Source organism: bacterium, assembly GCA_020444325.1.
In the GTDB taxonomy this organism is placed as follows: Bacteria; Bacteroidota; Ignavibacteria; order SZUA-365; family SZUA-365; genus BM516.
Window position 1 is genome coordinate 213,675 of the sequence record JAHLLD010000001.1, and the last position, 18,092, is coordinate 231,766.

The following is an 18,092-nucleotide window of genomic DNA, read 5'->3' on the forward strand; positions in this document are numbered from 1 at the left end:
GCCGCTCAGGTAAAATTCTGTGCGTCGGGCAGCGGCGGCCTGTTGTAGCGGCTTTGCCGCGCTTCCAGCCATGCGGCTTCATCTTCTTCCTGCTGCTGCAGGGTGTCGGGACTGAAAAGACGTGTGAGCGCGTGGACATGTTCCGGTCCGCTGCCGCAGCAGCCACCGATAATGCGTGCGCCGTCTTCCACGCAGCCGCCGGCACTTGCGGCAAAACCATCCACATCCACATCATGCGTCGTTTCCACATGCTCGCCCGGTTCCGGGTTTCCGGTATTGGCATAACAGCCTGTGGACAGTGTGGTCGCATCATGCAGCATGCGATGCACCTTGCGGATATGCAGCGCAGACACGCAATTGATCATCAGGGCTGAAGGACCGTGCACTTCAACCGCTGCCACGGCATCCGCGAGCGATTCGCCGGAAAGCAGGGTGCCGTCTTCACGAGTGACAAAGCTCACGGCGAATTCCCTGCCAGTATCCGCGCATGCAGCCGCGGCTGCAGCAGCTTCACGCACGCTCATCATGGTTTCCACAAGCAGCATGTCGGCGCCGCACATCGCCAGCAGGGAAGCCTGCCTGGCGTGCTCTTCGCGCAGCTGATCGTCCGAAGGCACCAGATCGGGTGAGTAACAGTCTTCGAGCGGCGCGAGTCCCGCGGCGACGAGTACGGGACGCGAAGGATGGTAGCGTTCACGTGCTTCAAAGGCCATTTCCACTGCCCGCAGATTCAATTCCTCCCATCGCTCACCGAAGCCCGCCTTTTCAAGCGTGCGGGGATTTGTGCGAAAGGTGTTGGTCGTCAGGATATCCGCGCCTGCCTTGAGCATATGGAAATGGATATTCCGTACCACATGCGGAGCACGCAGCAGGGCGTTGGCGGACCACAGCGGGAGGCCGATGTCCACGTCCTGCGCCTGCAGTTCGGTACCCATGGCACCGTCGAGGATGACGACGGCTTTGCTGTCGAGCAGAGATGAGAAGGTCATGATGCGGGAAGTTGTATCTGAATGCTGACGCTGCCGGAACGGAAGGGACGACTCTGCACCTCGCGAAAGTCGAGATCACGCAGCAGCGTGGCGCAGCGATCGAGATCCACTCGCGGGAGCAGCTCTTCATCGAGTTCAATCATCGCGTGGTCCTCCGCGAGCATGCGCACACGGAAGTTTGCGCTGGGGGGAAGCGCGTACTGATCGCGGATGCGCGCTTCGGCCTGCTCAATGCGCGCGAGATGCGCGGGTGTGGCTTCGATGCCGGATGCGAGGCGTGAACGCAGACAGGGACTCGCCGCATGCTCCCAGTTCGGGAGTCCCGCATGCCGGGAAAGCGCACGCACGGTGTCCTTGCTGAAACCGTCCAGCGGCGAACACACTGCATGTTCGCGCGCGGCACGGAGTCCCACGCGCGTCGGATCAGCGCTGTCGTCGGCGTTGTTTCCGCTGAACAGCACAGCGCCATCGTCTGCCGCCTCGCGAGATACGGCACGCAGGGCTTCGTAAATATGTGTTTTGCAGATATAGCAGCTCATTCCCTCATTCGCCACATAGGTGGCGTCGCGGAATTCTTCCGTTTCCACAAAGCGGAGGGGAATACCGATATGCGCGGCGATCTGTTCCGCCTGTCGGCGCATATCGTCGGACACGGAAGGAGAAAGCGCCATCACGGCCGTGCTCGACCCGGGATAGACCGCATGCACGGCATGCGCCACCAGACTGCTGTCGACTCCGCCGGAGAACGCCACGAGGTTGGGTCCCGAGGGACTCCCATCCTCTGCCACGCGGTCGAGCAGCTGTTTATATGTCGTTTCCACGGGCTTCATGCACACGTCGTTCGATAAGAAGATTGATACGATGCGCGGCGGCCGCTGCGCCAATGCCGTTGTCGACGTTGACCGTCATCACACCGGGTGCACAGCTGCCAAGCATCGAGAGCAGAGCGTTGATCCCGCCTTCGTTGACGCCGTACCCGATCGAGGTGGGGAGTCCGATGACAGGAATGGGGAGCAGTCCGGCCAGCACCGACGGAAGGGCGGCTTCCATGCCGGCCACACAGATGCAGACATTGCAGCGGGAGACATCAGGCACCACATTCAGCAGCCGTTCGAGACTGGCTACTCCTACATCGGCAAAACGCTGCACGGCACTTCCGGCATAGACGCAGGCAAGCTCCGCTTCCTCCGCGGCAGCGAGGTCTGATGTCCCGGCCGTAATGATGGCGACGCTGCCGGTTCCGCTTTCAGGCGCGCGCTGTCCGAACACCGCTGTCCGCGAACGAGAATAATAGCGGGCGTTGTCATCCTCCTGCGCCAGGCGGTCATACAGGTCCTGCGCCAACCGGGAAACCAGGATGTTGTTCTGTCCATGCTCCCGCAACGAGCGCAGAATACCGCGCAGCTCGTCCTCGGTTTTCCCGGGGGCGAAAACGACTTCCGGGAAACCCGTGCGTGCACGCCGGCCGGGATCCAGCTTCGCAAAATCCCCGACGGGAACGTGGCGTTCAAGTTTCTGCAGGGCGTCGCCGCACTGGGTGGGACTGATTTCACCGTCCGCCAGACGCTGCAGTAAAGTCAATATGGCAGCATTCGCATCCATGTCCCCTAATATAACGGGAAGCGGGCATTCAGGACAGTGCCAAAGAACCCCGCAACGGGTTTTTGTGTTGCATGATGATATACGGCAATTTGTGCTGGTAATTCAGACAGGAAATTCATGCAGCAATGGCATTTATGGACGGTAGACGATACCGTCCGGCATTTCAGATCGGATCTTCAGCAGGGATTGAGCGAACAGGCAGTGACGCAGTCACGCGATGCGCACGGCATCAACGAACTGCCGCGCGAGCAGCTGCGTCCCTGGTACATCACGCTGCTTCTGCAGATTCACAACCCGATCATTTACATCCTTCTCGTCGCGGCGGTACTTACGGCCCTTCTCGCCGACGCTGCCGATGCCATCGTTATCTTCGTCGTTGTCATCGTCAACACCCTCATAGGATACTCGCAGGAGAGCAAGGCCGAATCGGCCCTGCACGCGCTCAAGGAGCTTACCTCCCCGACCGTGCGCGTTCTGCGCGACGGGACGCAGGTCACCCTTCCCTCATCCGAACTCGTGTGCGGCGATATCGTCATGCTGGAATCCGGCAGCAAGGTCCCGGCCGATATTCGTCTCATCGAAACACAGGAACTCAGCATCGATGAATCGATGCTCACCGGTGAGAGTCTGCACGTGCGGAAATCCGCCGACGCGGAAATCCCGGAGGATGCGGCGCTGGGTGACCGCCTGAACATGCTATACAGCGGTACGGTGGTGCAGCGCGGCAGAGCGCGCGGCATCGTCGTCGCTGTCGGGGCGGAGTCGGAACTCGGACAGATCACGCGCAACATCGTCGAAGCGGGAGAAAGCATCTCTCCGCTACAGCTGCGACTCGAGCGTTTTGGCAAGAACCTCAGTGTCGCTATCGGTATCGCCATCGGCGCCATCTTTCTCGGCGGCTGGCTGCAGGGGAACTCGCTGCTGCAGATGTTTCTCACGTCGGTGGGACTCGCGGTTTCCGCAATTCCGGAAGGACTCCCGGTGTCTGTCACCGTCGCGCTTTCCATCGGGGTCTACACGATGGCGAAGAAGCAGGCCATCATCCGAAAGCTGTCTGCGGTTGAAACGCTGGGCAGTACTACTGTCATCTGCACGGACAAGACAGGCACGCTCACGGAAAATGCCATGACGGTCACGCATGTGTATGCGGGCGGTGCGCATTACGGGGTGACGGGACAGGGGTATGCGGAGGAGGGAGAACTTACGGCAAGAAACGACGCGCCGGATCCCGCAGGCAACGCGGCGCTCAGGCGCACGCTGATGATCGGCGCCTTGTGCACGGAGTCGCGTCTCGAAAAGAGTGGAGATGGCGTGAAGCTGGTGGGTGATCCCACCGAAGGTGCATTGCTCGCATCCGCTGCCAAAGGCGGCATGCAGAGCCGCATGCTGTCTGAGCGTTTCCCCGTCATCAACCTGCGTCCCTTCGAATCGGAGCTGCAGTACATGGCGGTCACCGTACGAGAGGACGGGAAAAAGCTGCTCCTGATCAAAGGTTCGACGGAGCGTATTCTCGGCATGTGCTCAAGCATGCAGTCCCCCACCGGCAGCGAGTCCCTCGACCGCGACGCAATACAGCACGCCGCAGAGGCACTGTCATCCGAGGCCCTGCGCGTGATCGCCTTCGCCTGGAAATACATTCCTGAAGACACGACACTGTTTGAAGATGATGTCTACGCAGACTGCGTTTTCGCGGGATTGCAGGGCATGTACGATCCCCCGCGTGCGGAAGCGATGCAGGCGGTGGCCGACTGCCGCAATGCGGGCATCAAGGTTATCATGATCACCGGCGACCATCGCGAAACCGCGAAAGCCATCGCGACGAAGCTGAAACTCGACGATGAACAGATCGACGTCATCACCGGAGCAGAACTTGATAACATGAGCGACAAGCGTCTCCGTGCGCTCAGCGACATGACGGAAGTCTATGCGCGCGTCTCCCCCATGCACAAGCTGCGCATCGTCAAGCAGCTGCAGAAGCGCAGGCATATCGTGGCAATGACCGGCGACGGGGTCAATGATGCACCTGCTCTGAAAGCCGCCGATATCGGCGTCGCCATGGGTGCAGGAACCGATGTGGCGAAAGAAGCGTCGAGCATGGTGGTGATGGACAACAATTTCGCGTCCATCGCAGCAGCCGTACGCTACGGACGCGTCATTTTCGACAACCTGCGGCATATCATTCTTTTCGTGCTCAGTACCAGTTTCGGCGGCGTGCTCACGTTGACCGCATCCATCCTCGCCGGTATGCCCCTGCCGCTGCTTCCCGCGCAGCTGCTGTGGATCAACCTCGTTACCGACGGGATCAGTACCTTCCCGCTCGCCTATGAGAAAGAGCATGGCGATGTCATGAAGCGTCCCCCGCGCGCTTCGAATGCCGGACTGGTTCCGAAGGAAATGCTGCTCAGCATCCTCATTGCGGGCATGATCATGATGATCGGGACACTGGGGATATACGAGTGGGCACTGCGTGCGCATGGCTATTACTCGCTCGTGCCGGATCTGCGTGGATTCCCGCTTGAAAAAGCCCGGACCATGGCCTTCGTCACGCTCGCGCTCTTTCAGATTTGGAACGTGCACAATTCACGCTCCCTTCGCGCATCGCTGTTTTCCATCGGTCCGGTCAGCAATCGTCCGCTGCTTTACGTCATGTTCGTTTCCCTTACCCTGCAGGTGTCGGCCGTGCATATTCCCGGACTCAATGATTTGCTGCACGTGGTACCGCTGAGTGTGTCGGAATGGCTGATCTGCGTAAGCACATCGCTCAGCATCCTGGTGTTGCTCGAAGTGCGGAAACTGCTCGGCAGGAAATGGGCACGTGAACACAGTGGCATACGTGCCGCCGCGAACACAAAGAAGTAAGAACGCGCCTAGTTCTCGCCGACTCCCCTGTAGCGGCGCAGCAGCAGGGAATTGCTCACCACACTGACCGAACTGAAGGCCATCGCAGCTGCGGCAATCATGGGACTGAGCAGTCCGACCGCGGCAAGCGGGATACCTATGACGTTGTAAATAAATGCCCAGAAAAGATTCTGATGGATTTTCTGCAGCGTGCGCCGTGAAAGCTGCATGGCATCTGGTACGCCCTGCAGGTCACTGTGCATCAACGTAATGTCCGCTGTTTCCATGGCGATGTCAGTGCCGCTACCCATGGCTATACTCACGTCGGCAAGCGCCAGCGCCGGGGCGTCGTTGATGCCGTCTCCCACCATGGCGACACGCAGTCCCTGTTCCTGCAGGCGGCGCACTTCCTCTGCCTTCTGTTCAGGCCGGACTCCTGCGAGGACATGTTCTATTCCCGCCTGCGCGGCAATCTCCCGTGCCGCTTCTTCGCTGTCTCCCGTCAACATGGTGACGTCAACACCCTGACGTTTCAACTCTTTGATTGCTGCGATTGACGTTTCACGCACGCGATCAGCCAGGGTGATGCCTCCGGCGAGCACGCCGTTAACCGCGACGAACAGCACCGTGCGTCCCGCACTGCGCGACGCCTGCAGCCACTGCTCATCCGGCAGCTTCACGGCATACGATTTCATGAGTGCGGCATTCCCGACCTGCACGGCGTCGCCATCGATGAACGAGGTCACACCCGCACCCGGTTCATACTGGAAGGAATCGGGTTCCTGAAGCTTGAGTCCCCTCTCCCGCGCTTCGCGCAGCACCGCTTCACCGAGGGGATGCTCCGATGGGATTTCCGCGGACGCGGCAAGGGCGAGCAGGTCATTTTCGGTCTGCTCTCCCAGGGGCAGCAATTCGGCGATGGCGGGGCGTCCTTCGGTCACGGTTCCCGTTTTATCGAGTACCACGCGGTCGACGGATTTTGCGCGTTCAAGACTCTCGGCATCCTTGATAAGGATTCCTCTTCCCGCACCCACACCCACACCGACCATGATGGCCGCGGGAGTTGCGAGTCCGAGTGCACAGGGACAGGCGATGATCAGGACGGCGATACTGTGCAGCAGCGCAACAGCAAATACGCTATCCGGCAGCAGCATCCAGACCACGAAGGTGACCACGGCAATGCTGATCACCACGGGAACGAACACCGAAGCGATGCGGTCCACAAGATTCTGCACCGGCGCTTTCGATCCCTGTGCTTCATCGACCATGCGCACGATATGTCCCAGCACCGTATCCGCTCCTACCGCGGTGGCTTCCAGCGTCAGACTGCCTTCCTTGTTCACCGTCCCGCCCACGGCGGTGTCACCTTCCGACTTCTCCACGGGCAGCGGTTCTCCGGAGACCATGGATTCATCCACGGACGATGCGCCGGCAACCACACGCCCGTCAACGGGAATGCGTTCACCAGGACGTACGAGTACGCGATCTCCGATGCGCACATCCCTGGTCGGGATTTCCATTTCCTCGCCGTTACGAACCACTCGCGCCGTCCTCGGCTGTAATCCAATGAGCTTGCGAATGGCATCCGTCGCACGGTTCTTCGCCCGCGCTTCGAGCCAGCGTCCCATGAGTATCAGTGTGATGATGGTAGCGCTCGTATCGAAATACACTTCCATTCCACCACCGGGATGACCCAGCCATTGCGGGAACAGTACCGCGACCATGCTGTACACAAACGCCGCCCCCGTTCCCACGGCGACCAGCGTATTCATGTCGGCGGCTCCGTGCCGGAGCATCGTCCACGCACCGGTAAAAAAACGCTTGCCAGGAATGAACAGAACAGGCGTGGTCAGTATGAGCAGCAGCCTGCTGTTTTCCTCCATGCTCAGCGGCCACGCGGCGCGCACGGCCGAAAGCATGGGCAGCATGCTGATAATCCAGATGGGAATGGTGAGCAGCAGTGCGACGATGAGACTGCGGCGCAGTTCTTTCGCCTCCCTGTCGAAGCCGGTGGATGCGGAGAGCTCTTCGCCGGACGAAGCGTCGTCCCCGGTGCCGCCCTCCTTCGGGAGTTGCACATCATACCCCGCGCGGCGAACGGCCTCTTCCAGTGCGTGCATATCCGTGTCCGCCCCGATTTCCACCGATGCTTTTTGCGAAGCCAGGTTCACGGCAGCGGAATGTACGCCCGGTACGCCCTGCAAGGCCTTCTCCACCCGCAGCACGCAGCTGGCGCAGGTCATGCCCTGAACGGGCAGTCCCAGCTTTTTTATCGCCGGCGCGGCATTCTGTCCGTTGCTGTCATGCGCATCAGGACTCATGTGCGACGACCCGGAAACCTGCGCGTTCCACGGCGAGATCGATGTGCTCGGGATTGACGGCCGAAGTGTCGAACTGGACGACAGCCGATCCGATATTCACATCCTCCACCTGCAGGTTTTCCACCTGTGCGAGCTCTCTGCGTACGCTCATCACACAGTGATTGCAGTGCATTCCCTCGATGCGGAGTGTTTCAGTTTTCATTGCTTTCCTTCCTTTCGCGAATACGGTTTGAGTTCTGGAAACAGGCTCATTTCATCAGGCGGCGCATGGTTTTCATCAGCTCGTCCATGATCTCAGGATCATGTTCCTGCAGCTGTTCCACAACACAGCTTTTCATGTGATATTCCAGGAGCAGACTGCTTACGCCACTGAGCGCCGATTGAACGGACGCAATGACGTTGAGAACATCATCGCAATACACATCTTCATCGATCATGCGCTTGACCGCGCGTACCTGTCCTTCAATGCGGTTGAGCCGCGATGTGAGACCGGATTTGAGTTTCTCCGAGTGATGGCTTTTCCGCGCTGTTCCATCGGTGTGACAGTGCCGTACTGATGATTCCTGAGCCAAGGGTCCTCCAGGTTGTGATACGCCGGTATATCTGATCGGCTCATATAATATACCCCCCTACCCTATCGCACGCAAGGGCATTTCCCTGTCTCCTCCACAGCCGCAATCGCAAAGGCGGTCTCTTTTCGTATATTTCCCGGGATACATGAATCACAATCTGCACCGCATACTGCCCTATCTGGCGCTTATGCTGCTTGCCGCGCAGGCAGCGGCACAGCCGCGTATGTTGACGACGGAAATCCAGAGCGGCATGCAGCAGCTATCCGCCGATACGGTGCTGCGGCATGCTGCCGAGCTGGCGTCGGACAGTATGAAGGGACGCGGAACCGGAACAGCGGGTGCACGCAGGGCGGCGGCATATCTGCGTGCGCAGTTGCGCCAGTATGGTGTTGCTCCCGCAGTGAAGGATACGTCGTACTTCCAGACTTTCCCGCTGCACGGGGCGGAGCCGCTGCCGACGAGCAGTCTGACACTGTACTACGGCGACAAGGTGCAGCGATTGCTGCTGGGGCGCGACTATACGCTTTTCAAATCTGGCGCACAGACGTTCATCCCGCGTCCCATACGCCTGGTATTCGTGGGCTACGGCATCGTCGCACCGGAGTACGACTACAACGACTATCAGAACGTGAATGTAGATAACGCCATCGTGGTGTACCTCTCCGGTGAACCGGTGTCGAAGGATGAAAATTATTTTCTTGGCGCGCAGCCGACGCTGTATTCCATCCCTGAAATGAAACAGCGCATCGCACTTTCCCGCGGCGCACGTGGGAGCATCATGCTGACGCAGCCCCGGGAAGAGCGGGGTTATGCATGGCGCGACTGGCAGCGCATTTTTGCATTTGAAGATATAAGCCTGCCCATCACCACGCCCGCACATCTGAGTGTGCTGCTGCGTTTCGATCTCGGGGGCCTGCTCTTTGAAGACAGTCCCTACACCCTCGACGACGTTGTACGCATGGATGCGGAAGGCGCCATGCGCAGTTTTCCGCTCAAATCGCGCGCACGCTTTTCGGGAAAATTCCGTGAACGGGATTTCCTCGCGCATAATGTGGCCGGCCTGCTGCGGGGCAGTGATCCACTGCTGCGGGATTCCTGGGTCGTCGTCAGTGCCCATTATGATCACCTTGGGGTGGGTCCCGTCGTCGAAGGCGACAGCATTTACAACGGTTTCGTGGACAATGCGCTCGGCAGCGCCGCGCTGCTTGAACTCGCAAGAGTCATGATGAAGGGAAATGTACGTCCGCGGCGATCCATTCTGTTTCTCTTCGTGACCGGAGAGGAAAAGGGACTGCTCGGTTCCCAGTACTATTGTCGTCACCCCCTGGTGCCGCTGCAGAATACCATTGCGAATCTCAATGTCGACGGACTCGCGATCTTCGATACGTTCGATGATATCGTAGGCGTCGGAGCCGAGTATTCCACATTGAAGCAGCATCTCGAGCGACTGGCCGCGGAACTCCAGCTCACAGTCTCTCCCATACCACCGGGATTCGATGTCATGGAAGCTTTTTCGAGCAGCGACCAGATCAGTTTCGCGCAGGCCGGCGTTCCCTCCATTCTCATCATGGAAGGCAGCCGGTACCGCAACATGAGCGAAGAGGAAGGACGCGTCCGTTTTCTGCGCTGGGGTGAGGAACATTATCATCTGCCCGGTGACGATGCTCTGCAGCCTGTCGATACCGCTGCTGTCAGACAGCATATGGACATTCTTTTTGCGTATCTTTGCGGCATAGCGAATACGTATGAGCCACCGCAATGGGTGAGTGGTTCACGCTTCATCAATGCAAGACTTCGATCCCTGGCTGAAGAGCGATGAAAGCAGTTTCTCCCATACGCCTGGCCCGTTCCCCAGCGCTTCTCTCCCTGCTGATCGGCATCCTTCTCATCTCAGGCTGCGCTTCCTCTCGTTCTCAAAGCGATGAGGAAACGAAGGTGATTCGCATCAAGGGATCAGACACCATGCTGCTTCTGGTCAATCGCTGGGCGGAGGCTTTCATGAAGCTGAACCCCGACATCGCCATCTATGTCGAAGGCGGAGGGACGGGGACCGGAATACGCGCGTTGATCGAAGGCGATGTCGAACTCTCATCCGCATCACGTTCGCTGCGTCCCTCCGAAGTGCAGCGGCTGCTTGAGAAACGCGGCTCACTTGGACTCAGCATCCTCACGGCGAAGGACGCGCTCAGCGTGTACCTGAATCCTGGCAACCCTGTCAACAATCTCACCATCGCCCAGCTGAAGGCAATCTTCAGCGGCAGTGTCAGCAATTGGAAGGATGTCGGCGGGATAGACATGCCCATTACCGTCGTCGGACGGCCTCCGAATTCCGGCACATACCTGTTTTTCAGGGAGCATGTACTCGATGGAGATCCGTATGGACCGTCGACCGAAACCGTGCCGACCACTTCGGCAGTGATCCGTTTCGTGAAGTCGCAGCCGGGCGCGATCGGGTATGGCGGACTCGCATACGGCAGCGACGTCACCCATTGCGCCATTGAAGGAGTGGAACCGACAGCGGAAAACGTGCGCAGCGGAAGCTATCCCATCGCACGCTACCTGTACCTGTTTTCGGCTGCGCCGCCGGAAGGCGCGATCAAAGCGTTCACCGACTGGGTGCTGAGTAATGCCGGACAGGAGGTCGTACGTGAGGTCGGCTACGTCCCGCTCTGGGAGCTGCCCGAAGAATAAAAACCGCCATGACACGCGTGGCGCCATGGCGGAAAACGACCAGGGATTTTACATCCAGCCTTACCGGGCGTCGAGCACGCCCAGTACTTCAATACATTTCTCTTTCGCGCGTGCGAGCAGCGCATCGGCTTCACCGGTGATGCGCAGCTTGAAATCTTCGTCCTTGATGCTGCCGAGGTTGATCATGACGTTTTTGTACGCGCCCCAGCTGCCTGTTTCCAGCGCCTTGGCGCCGACCTCTAGATCGGACTTCGAGTTCATGTTGCCATGTGACGCCATTTCCACCATGGCATCCCAGCAGGTGTCGGCGATACGCATCGTGCCGAGCGGTACGTCCACGGCCTTCTTGAGTCCTTCCTGCATGGCCGCAGTGCGGGCTGCCTTCTGCTCGTCCGTGTCCTTCGGCATGCCGAGGGCATCCATGTAATCGTTGAAGGCGTTGGTGTCTGCATCGATCATCGGGATGAGACGGCGCATGGCTTCGTCCAGCGGCGGAATGAGACGGCGCATGGTCGCGTCCTGCTCCTCGAACTTGCGCTTCCCGTACGTCATCCATCCCACCATCGCGCCGAGCGCCGCACCGAGTCCGGCAATGAGCGCTGACGCCGAGCCGCCACCGGGAGCGGAGGTGCGCGCACCTGTCAGTTCGATGAAGTCACGCACGGACATCCCGGCCAGGGGCTCGCTGTTCTCTTCCTCGATCATGTATTCGATGATGCGCTTTTCAGGGATGAAGGGGGAGACGGAATTGAGTCCGAGCCGCTCGATCGCGAGGCGAATTTTCTGTCCCTCATCAATGATGAACAGGTTTTCCTTCTCGATGTAATAATCGGCAGCCATGAGCATGGCCTCGAGGGGAATGAGTCCGACGATTTCCGAACCCGCCGTGGCCAGATTCAGCTCACGCGCATCCTTCGCGCATTCCTCGAACGCGACATGCGGCGGCGTGATTTTATAATTGTCGAGATTCATCGAGACCTGGGCAGTGTTGTACTCGTCCACATACCAGCCTATACCCTTGACGGCCTTCAGGCGTCCGGGCTCCTCGGGTCCGCGCCCCTGCTCACGAATGTTCAGCGCAATGCGATGCGCCTGCTCCTTCGTGCCAAGGATGTTGACGTTGTATGCGACGAGGAAGAAGCGCGCACCGGTGGCCGTGGTGCCCCAGCGCGGGACGAATTTGGCAGGACCGAAGTCGGGCTTCCATTTCTCTTCAACAATTTTCTTTTCCATGCCCTCGTATTCACCGGCACGGATCTGCTTGAGGCTTTTGCGGTAGTCGACAGTCGAGGCTTCCTCGTAAAGGAAAAGCGGAATACCGAGTTCTTCCGCGGCACGGGCACCGAAGGCTTTGGCGCATTCCACGCACTCTTCCATGGTCACGTTTGCGACGGGGACGAAGGGACAGACGTCCATCGCTCCCATGCGCGGATGTTCGCCTTCATGCTTTGTCATGTCGATAAGTTCATATCCCTTGCGGGCGGCGCTGAGCGCTCCTTCGACCACGGCTTCCGGCGATCCCACAAAGGTGTACACCGTGCGGTTCGTCGATTTGCCGGGATCCACATCGAGCAGCGTGCAGCCAGGGGTTTCGCGGATACTCTGCGCGATGGCTTCGATAATCTCGGCGTTGCGGCCTTCGGAAAAATTCGGAACACATTCGACAATTTTTTTCATGGGGAGAACTCTCTCCGTATGTGACAGGAAGCAGTGTGCGAAACGCACGCCTGCGAGGCGCACGTGAAATTGAAAATTACCACTTGTGCCTCTGAATTGGAAATTGGCAGGGGACCGGCGCTGTCAGCCACGCACGAAGGACGCCGCAGCCTCAAGCACGGTGTCGATCTCCTGCGTGGTGTTGTAGCAATGCGGGGAAAGACGCACGTGTCCCACGCGGGCGGAAACGATCATGTTCTCCCCGGCGAGATACTGCTGGATTTCATCGGCACGTTCGTGACGGAAGGTGCAGATGCCGGCGCGGGAGGATTCCTCTTCCGGTGTGACAACCTCGAAGCCCATTTCCCTGGCCCGCCGTATGGCGTAGGCGCTGTTCGCGAGCACGAGTTCCTGCACACGATCATGTCCGATGCGCTCAAACAGTTTCAATGCACCGTGATAGCCGGTGATGCCGATGGAGTTGAAGGTGCCGTTTTCGTAGCGACGGGCATCGGACTGCAGCTGCAGTTTGTAGTCGAAAAAATCCCAGGCGTTTTCAACGCTGATCCAACCGAGATGTGCCTGCTGAATCTGCTGCTGCGCGCGCTCCGATACGGCGATGATGCCCACGCCCTGGGGACCCAGCTGCCATTTCTGAACGCCGGAGGAAAGGAAATCCACCGGGGTCTCACGCAGGTTGAGCTTCAGCGCGCCAATCCCCTGGATGGCGTCCACACTCAGCAGTGCGTCATGCCTGTCGCAGATCGCACGCAGCGCAGCGAGGTCGATGCGGAAACCGGAAAGGAACTGCACCCAGCTGACAGCGACGAGGCGTGTGCGTGGCGTCATGGCACGCTCGATGTCATCGAGATCGATGCGCCCATCCCGCTGCGGCACGAAATCGACTTCCACCCCGCGGTGTGTCAGATTGAGGAAAGGATAAATGTTCGAGGGAAATTCCCGGTCGATCAGCAGCACCCTGTCACCCTCCTTCCAGGGCAGTCCCTGCGCCAGCACGTTGAGTCCTTCAGACGTATTGAGCACGAACGCAAGGCGTGAGGCTTCGGTGCCGATCATGGCTGCCGCCATGCTGCGAGCCTCATTGATGATCCCGATGGTTTCTGAAAAAATTTCCACCTTGCCGCGCGTTCTGCCTTCGACGTGTCGCTGCACCGCAGCTTCGACATCGAGGGACCAGGGACCGGTGGCCGCATGATTGAGATACACCATATCGTTCTGCAGGTAGGGGAAACGGGATCGGATTTCTTCAACGGTCATGCTGCAGTTCTCTCATCTAGTTGGGATTGTATGTCATGCCGCCACCCCTGCGGCGCCGGCGTTCACGTGCGAGCAGCCAGGCGTGACGCTGGCGCTGGGCGATATACCCGAGGAAAAATGCCAGTGCGATCAAAAGCAGCCAGAACCAGAAGGTATCGGTAAATGGCGGGGTCACCTCGATATCCATCATCCGGTAGCGGTCTGTCCACGCCCCTTCCCCGAGCGCAGCCTGCACAACCAGTGTGTAGCTGCCCGGAGGCAGTCCCGTATACAGGATTTCGCCCGTACTGGATTCATGCCAGCTGTACTCCATTCCCCAGAGCTGATAGAAATACCGGAGCTTGCCGGGGTTGCGGAAAGTCGGCAACAGCAGGCGCAGGCGCAGCACATGGTCATCCGGTCCGATCGTGATGTTGTAGCGCATCGTCGTGCAGGTGTCATTGATGCAGAGATCGGCGATGTGAATGCGGTAACGCGGCACATCGTCTTTTTCAAGGACGGGGCGGCAAAGCGGAGGCTGCCAGTATCCGCGGCCTGTGGGACGCGGAGGATTGTAACTGCTCACCCCCCGGCTGTTGCTGAACCAGAGCCGTCCGATGCCATCACGCATCACTGATCCACGCACGTACTCCGCCGTGAGCAGTCCCGTACTGCGGTCGAGCACGTGCATGGCGGTACGCTTCAGATAGGGGAGATGAGCGAACAGATCAGTACTGCGATACCTGTCGGCGGAATCGACGGGCATGAGATACCTGATGTTCGCCTCTGGCAAAACCGACACCCCGGCTCCGGTTCCGAAATACAGTGTCCCATGATTATCGGCGGTGATAAAACCCACGTTCATACCGGCAAGTCCGCCTTCACGCGTGATCTGTACCGAGCCATTCCGGCTGTGGACGTACACGCCGGCGCCACCGGTTCCGATCCATATTCTGTCCTTGTTGTCGGCATACAGCGAGAGCACGGGCATGTCGCTCAACTCGTTGTCCATGACGGGGGACATGGTATTGTCGGATGAGAGGCGCACCAGACCTTTTGAAGTACCCACCCACAGCAGATCATATGCGTCCTCAGCCAGTGCATGAATGTCGGCGGAAGGCAGTCCGTCGGCCCGGGTGAACACCTGCTGCCGCGTTCCGTCCCAGTGCAGCAATCCTCCCCGCGTCGCAATCCAGTAGCTTCGGTCTTCCGCCTGGAGCATTGCCGTCACGCGGCGGTCCGGAAGCGTAAGCGCATCGGGTGCCGCGGTGAAGGTGCTGCCCGTCCACACCACCAGACCATCATCCGTCCCCACCAGCAATTCGCCCGTCGGCAGCTCCAGCATGGCGCGCACGGGTGCGGAAGGAAGTCCGTCCACTTCGCTCAGCCGCAGGGTGGGACCCCCGAAAAAGCGCAGCAGACCGCCGTCGCCTCCCATCCAGACACTGCGATCATGACTTTCGAGCACGCAATGCACGGCGCCGAAATCGGCGGGAAGCGAATTCCCGATGCTGTAGTTCACCACGCGACCCGGCACATGCATGTAGAGTCCCTCGGACGTACCACACCAGACATTCGCTTCGCGGTCGATCATAACCGAGTACACATCCTGTGCAGGAAGTCCGTTTGCCGCATCGAACAGCCACTGCTGCGAGTCATCGCGCAGCAGCAGTCCGCGATCCGTCGCCACCCACTCCCGCTTCAGGCAGTCGCGCGCCGCATCCCGTACGGTGAATTCCGGCAGCGTGCCGGAAAGGACGCCATGAGGCGGGGGACGCAGTTCTGCTTCCGTGAGTGTGCTGTCCCGCAGGTCCAGCTCATACGCCCCGGAGGCGTTCTCGATGTAAAGAATCTGTGGAGTGCGCATTTCCAGGCGACGCACGGGACCATCGATCTTTCGCAGCTTCGCACTCAGCACATGTTCGACGCTGTCATGGGCATCCTCATGCAGGCGTACCGCCACCACGCCGGCGTTCCCTCCCACGAACACATGATGCACCTGGTCAGTGGCCAGTGCGAACGCTTCGCGTGAAAGCGGCTGCTGTGCCGAGCGCAGCGCAACGGCATTGCTTCCATCGAGCCGCCGCACGCCCGCATGCGCCAGCGCCACCCATACAAACCCCCGGTAATCCTGCAGCATATCGGTGACGATATCCCGCGGCACCCCGCGTTCGGGGCCGTAAGGTGTAAACACATACTCCTGGGCCTGCAGTCCCTGTGCGAGCAAACACAGCAGCACTATCGGTAAAACACTTCGCATGAGAGAAATGTACGGAACTCCTGCAAATCGGCACAGGTGAAAAATTCGTGGAGAAGAGCGGGAGAAAAAAATGAGGGGCAGTGTGCGGAGGAGGGTACCCGCGGGGTGAAGGGAAATTACTGATTACACTGCCCCTCTCCTTTTCGCTCTATATGGGAGGGTATTGCAATATCAGTCTGAAATGTTACGCAACGATTTGCATCGTTTGGCATTTGTGTTAGGATCGCGTGAGTGCGCTGCGGATGCCGGGATGGAATGGGAATTGTCGCCCCGTGGTTCTATAATACAGGTGAAACATGGAGGACGCATGAGCGCGAAATTGAACGATCTGTCCGATCTCGGCGCACTGTTCGGACGCAGTCCGGAAGACGCACAGGAAAACGTTTCTTCGGGAAAGAAAAGCGGGAAAGAAGCTGACCGCACGACGTCACTGGTGAAGCTGCATGTGCAGCTGGAAAAGAAAGGGAGAAAGGGAAAGGGCGTCACCGTGATCATGGGCTTCTATCACATGAAACGCGATATGGAAGACTATGCGCGCGAACTCAAGGCGCGCTGCGGCGCCGGTGGTACCGTGAAAGACGACACCATTGAAATACAGGGAGATCACCGCAAAACAGCGGCGGAATATTTTCGCGCCAAGGGCTTCAGGGTTACGGGGGGGTAATCCTGCTCATCGGTCCCCGCAGCAGCATGGAAGCGGTGGTGTTGAAGGGACGCACGGCCATGACCGCCAGGCTGTCATGGAAGGCCAGGGAGGTGATATTATACCCTTCAGGATTGACAACCCCATCGTAATCGATATGCACGCCGAACCAGTAGGTGTCGTCGCTCCATGCGGCCGACATGTCATACCCACCTGCGAGTATCTGTCCACTCGGTGCCAGTGCTGCGCAGAGAAGCGAGCCACCGACGCGTGATCGATATTCCTGGTTGAATTTCTCCCCGTCCCATCTGTACACTGCCTGTCCGATTCCCAGCAAACCGGTATCCCTGTGCGGGAGCAGCGCAGCGAGTCCACGATTAATCTGGCCGGTCGTATCAACAGCACCTTCCGCGTAAATCGGCTCCCAGCCGCCGTTATTGAATTTCAGTATCACGCGGCCGGCTGGTTCCGTGGGAGTACCGGCCCTCCCGGCCCGAACGAGCATCCAGGCATCGTTGCTGGTTACGGCGAGGTCGAGAATGTATCGCGAGCTGTCAGCATAGCTGCCAAACGCGCTGTCGGGAATCATGGACGAGGTGAACGCTCCGTTTTCGTAATGAAGAACGGAAAAACGGGAGCCATACATCCAGACATCGTCTTCGCCCGCCACGGTAAGTCCCGACAGCACGAAATTCTCCTCGGAGCCGACCACCGCCCAATTGTCGTCGATGCCGCGCATGATGAGACTCTGATTTTCAGGCGTGGGATCCGAACGCAGTCCGATCGCCCAGATTGTCCCCATTGGTGACGTGCCGATGCTTATGACATAATTCACACGGCTCCGCATCGATGCATCGAGGACGCTGCGCCAGATGCCGTCTTCACTCAGCTTCCAGATATTGCCCTGGACGTTGGTAGTCGTGTCATCGAGGAACATCAACTCGTATCCCCCCGCATAGAATTCCCCCTGAGGAGTCATGACGACATCCTCAATCGAGACGTACTGCATGCTCGGATCGCTGAGTACGATGCTGTCTTGCTGCAGGTCAATGCGGGGATTGCCGCTGGTCGCGGTAGGAACGGGATCCTCCGAGCAGGCGGCAGCAATGATAATGGAAAGAAGAAGTAACGGGAGAATGAGCCCCTTGCGCATAATGCTCCTCGGCAGCGTGGGTAAATGCTTGGGGAATAATAGAAGTTTTGATTCTTACGGACAAGGGAGGAAGTGTGCCCCCGGACAGCAGACCTGCCCGGGGACAGTTT

General features: G+C 59.1%; 14 protein-coding genes. 4 read left to right on the top strand and 10 right to left on the bottom strand.

Annotation, left to right across the window (positions count from 1 at the left end; genetic code table 11):
• Positions 1-5: 5 nt before the first annotated feature.
• Genes KQI65_00905 through larB form a run of 3 tightly spaced genes read right to left on the bottom strand, consistent with a single transcriptional unit; the run spans position 6 to position 2,591 of the window.
• Positions 6-989: a homocysteine S-methyltransferase family protein gene (locus tag KQI65_00905; protein ID MCB2203277.1), complete on the bottom strand. Its 984-nt coding sequence runs from the start codon at positions 987-989 to the stop codon at positions 6-8.
• The gene (locus KQI65_00910) at positions 986-1,810 is read right to left on the bottom strand and encodes a hypothetical protein (protein MCB2203278.1); all 825 of its coding nucleotides are present in this window, start codon (positions 1,808-1,810) and stop codon (positions 986-988) included. Before KQI65_00910 ends, KQI65_00905 begins: the two co-directional genes overlap by 4 nt.
• Complete coding sequence (gene larB / locus KQI65_00915; GenBank protein ID MCB2203279.1) at positions 1,794-2,591, bottom strand: nickel pincer cofactor biosynthesis protein LarB; 798 nt, start codon at positions 2,589-2,591, stop codon at positions 1,794-1,796. Before larB ends, KQI65_00910 begins: the two co-directional genes overlap by 17 nt.
• A 117-nt stretch (positions 2,592-2,708) precedes the next feature.
• Here larB and KQI65_00920 point away from each other — a divergent pair, with 117 nt between their 5' ends.
• Positions 2,709-5,450, top strand: coding sequence for an HAD-IC family P-type ATPase (locus KQI65_00920; protein MCB2203280.1), 2,742 nt, complete (start codon positions 2,709-2,711; stop codon positions 5,448-5,450).
• An 8-nt stretch (positions 5,451-5,458) separates the two neighbouring features.
• Here the strand turns inward: KQI65_00920 and KQI65_00925 are convergent, their stop codons facing one another.
• From KQI65_00925 to KQI65_00935, 3 genes are read right to left on the bottom strand one after another with little or no spacing between them, the layout of a single operon-like run.
• Positions 5,459-7,750: a heavy metal translocating P-type ATPase gene (locus tag KQI65_00925; protein MCB2203281.1), complete on the bottom strand. Its 2,292-nt coding sequence runs from the start codon at positions 7,748-7,750 to the stop codon at positions 5,459-5,461.
• A complete protein-coding gene (locus tag KQI65_00930; GenBank protein MCB2203282.1) occupies positions 7,740-7,952 on the bottom strand; it encodes a heavy-metal-associated domain-containing protein in 213 nt (70 codons plus the stop codon). The genes KQI65_00925 and KQI65_00930 overlap by 11 nt, the downstream gene beginning before the upstream one ends.
• Before the next feature lie 46 nt (positions 7,953-7,998).
• Positions 7,999-8,322 carry a metal-sensitive transcriptional regulator gene (locus KQI65_00935; protein MCB2203283.1) on the bottom strand — a complete coding sequence of 108 codons (324 nt, stop codon included), beginning with the start codon at positions 8,320-8,322 and terminating at the stop codon, positions 7,999-8,001.
• A gap of 145 nt (positions 8,323-8,467) precedes the next feature.
• On the opposite strand from KQI65_00935, the gene KQI65_00940 reads away from it, so the two are divergent.
• Both KQI65_00940 and KQI65_00945 read left to right on the top strand, forming a co-directional pair.
• Positions 8,468-10,141 carry a M28 family peptidase gene (locus KQI65_00940; GenBank protein ID MCB2203284.1) on the top strand — a complete coding sequence of 558 codons (1,674 nt, stop codon included), beginning with the start codon at positions 8,468-8,470 and terminating at the stop codon, positions 10,139-10,141.
• Positions 10,138-11,013 carry a phosphate ABC transporter substrate-binding protein gene (locus KQI65_00945; protein MCB2203285.1) on the top strand — a complete coding sequence of 292 codons (876 nt, stop codon included), beginning with the start codon at positions 10,138-10,140 and terminating at the stop codon, positions 11,011-11,013. The genes KQI65_00940 and KQI65_00945 overlap by 4 nt, the downstream gene beginning before the upstream one ends.
• Positions 11,014-11,073: 60 nt before the next feature.
• Here KQI65_00945 and ftcD read toward each other — a convergent pair whose 3' ends face one another.
• The 3 genes from ftcD to KQI65_00960 form a co-directional block, all read right to left on the bottom strand.
• The gene (ftcD, locus tag KQI65_00950; GenBank protein MCB2203286.1) at positions 11,074-12,690 is read right to left on the bottom strand and encodes a glutamate formimidoyltransferase; all 1,617 of its coding nucleotides are present in this window, start codon (positions 12,688-12,690) and stop codon (positions 11,074-11,076) included.
• Between the two features lie 123 nt (positions 12,691-12,813).
• Positions 12,814-13,947 carry an aminotransferase class V-fold PLP-dependent enzyme gene (locus KQI65_00955; GenBank protein ID MCB2203287.1) on the bottom strand — a complete coding sequence of 378 codons (1,134 nt, stop codon included), beginning with the start codon at positions 13,945-13,947 and terminating at the stop codon, positions 12,814-12,816.
• Positions 13,948-13,963: 16 nt separating this feature from the next.
• Positions 13,964-16,186 carry a hypothetical protein gene (locus KQI65_00960; GenBank protein MCB2203288.1) on the bottom strand — a complete coding sequence of 741 codons (2,223 nt, stop codon included), beginning with the start codon at positions 16,184-16,186 and terminating at the stop codon, positions 13,964-13,966.
• 307 nt (positions 16,187-16,493) lie between these two features.
• Here KQI65_00960 and KQI65_00965 point away from each other — a divergent pair, with 307 nt between their 5' ends.
• Complete coding sequence (locus KQI65_00965; GenBank protein MCB2203289.1) at positions 16,494-16,850, top strand: translation initiation factor; 357 nt, start codon at positions 16,494-16,496, stop codon at positions 16,848-16,850.
• Here the strand turns inward: KQI65_00965 and KQI65_00970 are convergent.
• A complete protein-coding gene (locus KQI65_00970) occupies positions 16,837-17,982 on the bottom strand; it encodes a hypothetical protein (protein MCB2203290.1) in 1,146 nt (381 codons plus the stop codon). The two genes, KQI65_00965 and KQI65_00970, sit on opposite strands and share 14 nt — an antisense overlap.
• Between the last annotated feature and the right edge of the window lie 110 nt (positions 17,983-18,092).

Excerpts from the sequence above, each read along its gene's own strand:
- KQI65_00930 (MCB2203282.1), bottom strand. The coding sequence starts at position 7,952 with ATGAAAACTGAAACACTCCGCATCGAGGGAATGCACTGCAATCACTGT.
- KQI65_00955 (MCB2203287.1), bottom strand. The coding sequence starts at position 13,947 with ATGACCGTTGAAGAAATCCGATCCCGTTTCCCCTACCTGCAGAACGAT.
- KQI65_00925 (MCB2203281.1), bottom strand. The coding sequence starts at position 7,750 with ATGAGTCCTGATGCGCATGACAGCAACGGACAGAATGCCGCGCCGGCG.
- larB (MCB2203279.1), bottom strand. The coding sequence starts at position 2,591 with ATGGATGCGAATGCTGCCATATTGACTTTACTGCAGCGTCTGGCGGAC.
- KQI65_00945 (MCB2203285.1), top strand. The coding sequence starts at position 10,138 with ATGAAAGCAGTTTCTCCCATACGCCTGGCCCGTTCCCCAGCGCTTCTC.
- KQI65_00960 (MCB2203288.1), bottom strand. The coding sequence starts at position 16,186 with ATGCGAAGTGTTTTACCGATAGTGCTGCTGTGTTTGCTCGCACAGGGA.
- KQI65_00965 (MCB2203289.1), top strand. The coding sequence starts at position 16,494 with ATGAGCGCGAAATTGAACGATCTGTCCGATCTCGGCGCACTGTTCGGA.
- KQI65_00970 (MCB2203290.1), bottom strand. The coding sequence starts at position 17,982 with ATGCGCAAGGGGCTCATTCTCCCGTTACTTCTTCTTTCCATTATCATT.
- ftcD (MCB2203286.1), bottom strand. The coding sequence starts at position 12,690 with ATGAAAAAAATTGTCGAATGTGTTCCGAATTTTTCCGAAGGCCGCAAC.
- KQI65_00920 (MCB2203280.1), top strand. The coding sequence starts at position 2,709 with ATGCAGCAATGGCATTTATGGACGGTAGACGATACCGTCCGGCATTTC.
- KQI65_00940 (MCB2203284.1), top strand. The coding sequence starts at position 8,468 with ATGAATCACAATCTGCACCGCATACTGCCCTATCTGGCGCTTATGCTG.
- KQI65_00905 (MCB2203277.1), bottom strand. The coding sequence starts at position 989 with ATGACCTTCTCATCTCTGCTCGACAGCAAAGCCGTCGTCATCCTCGAC.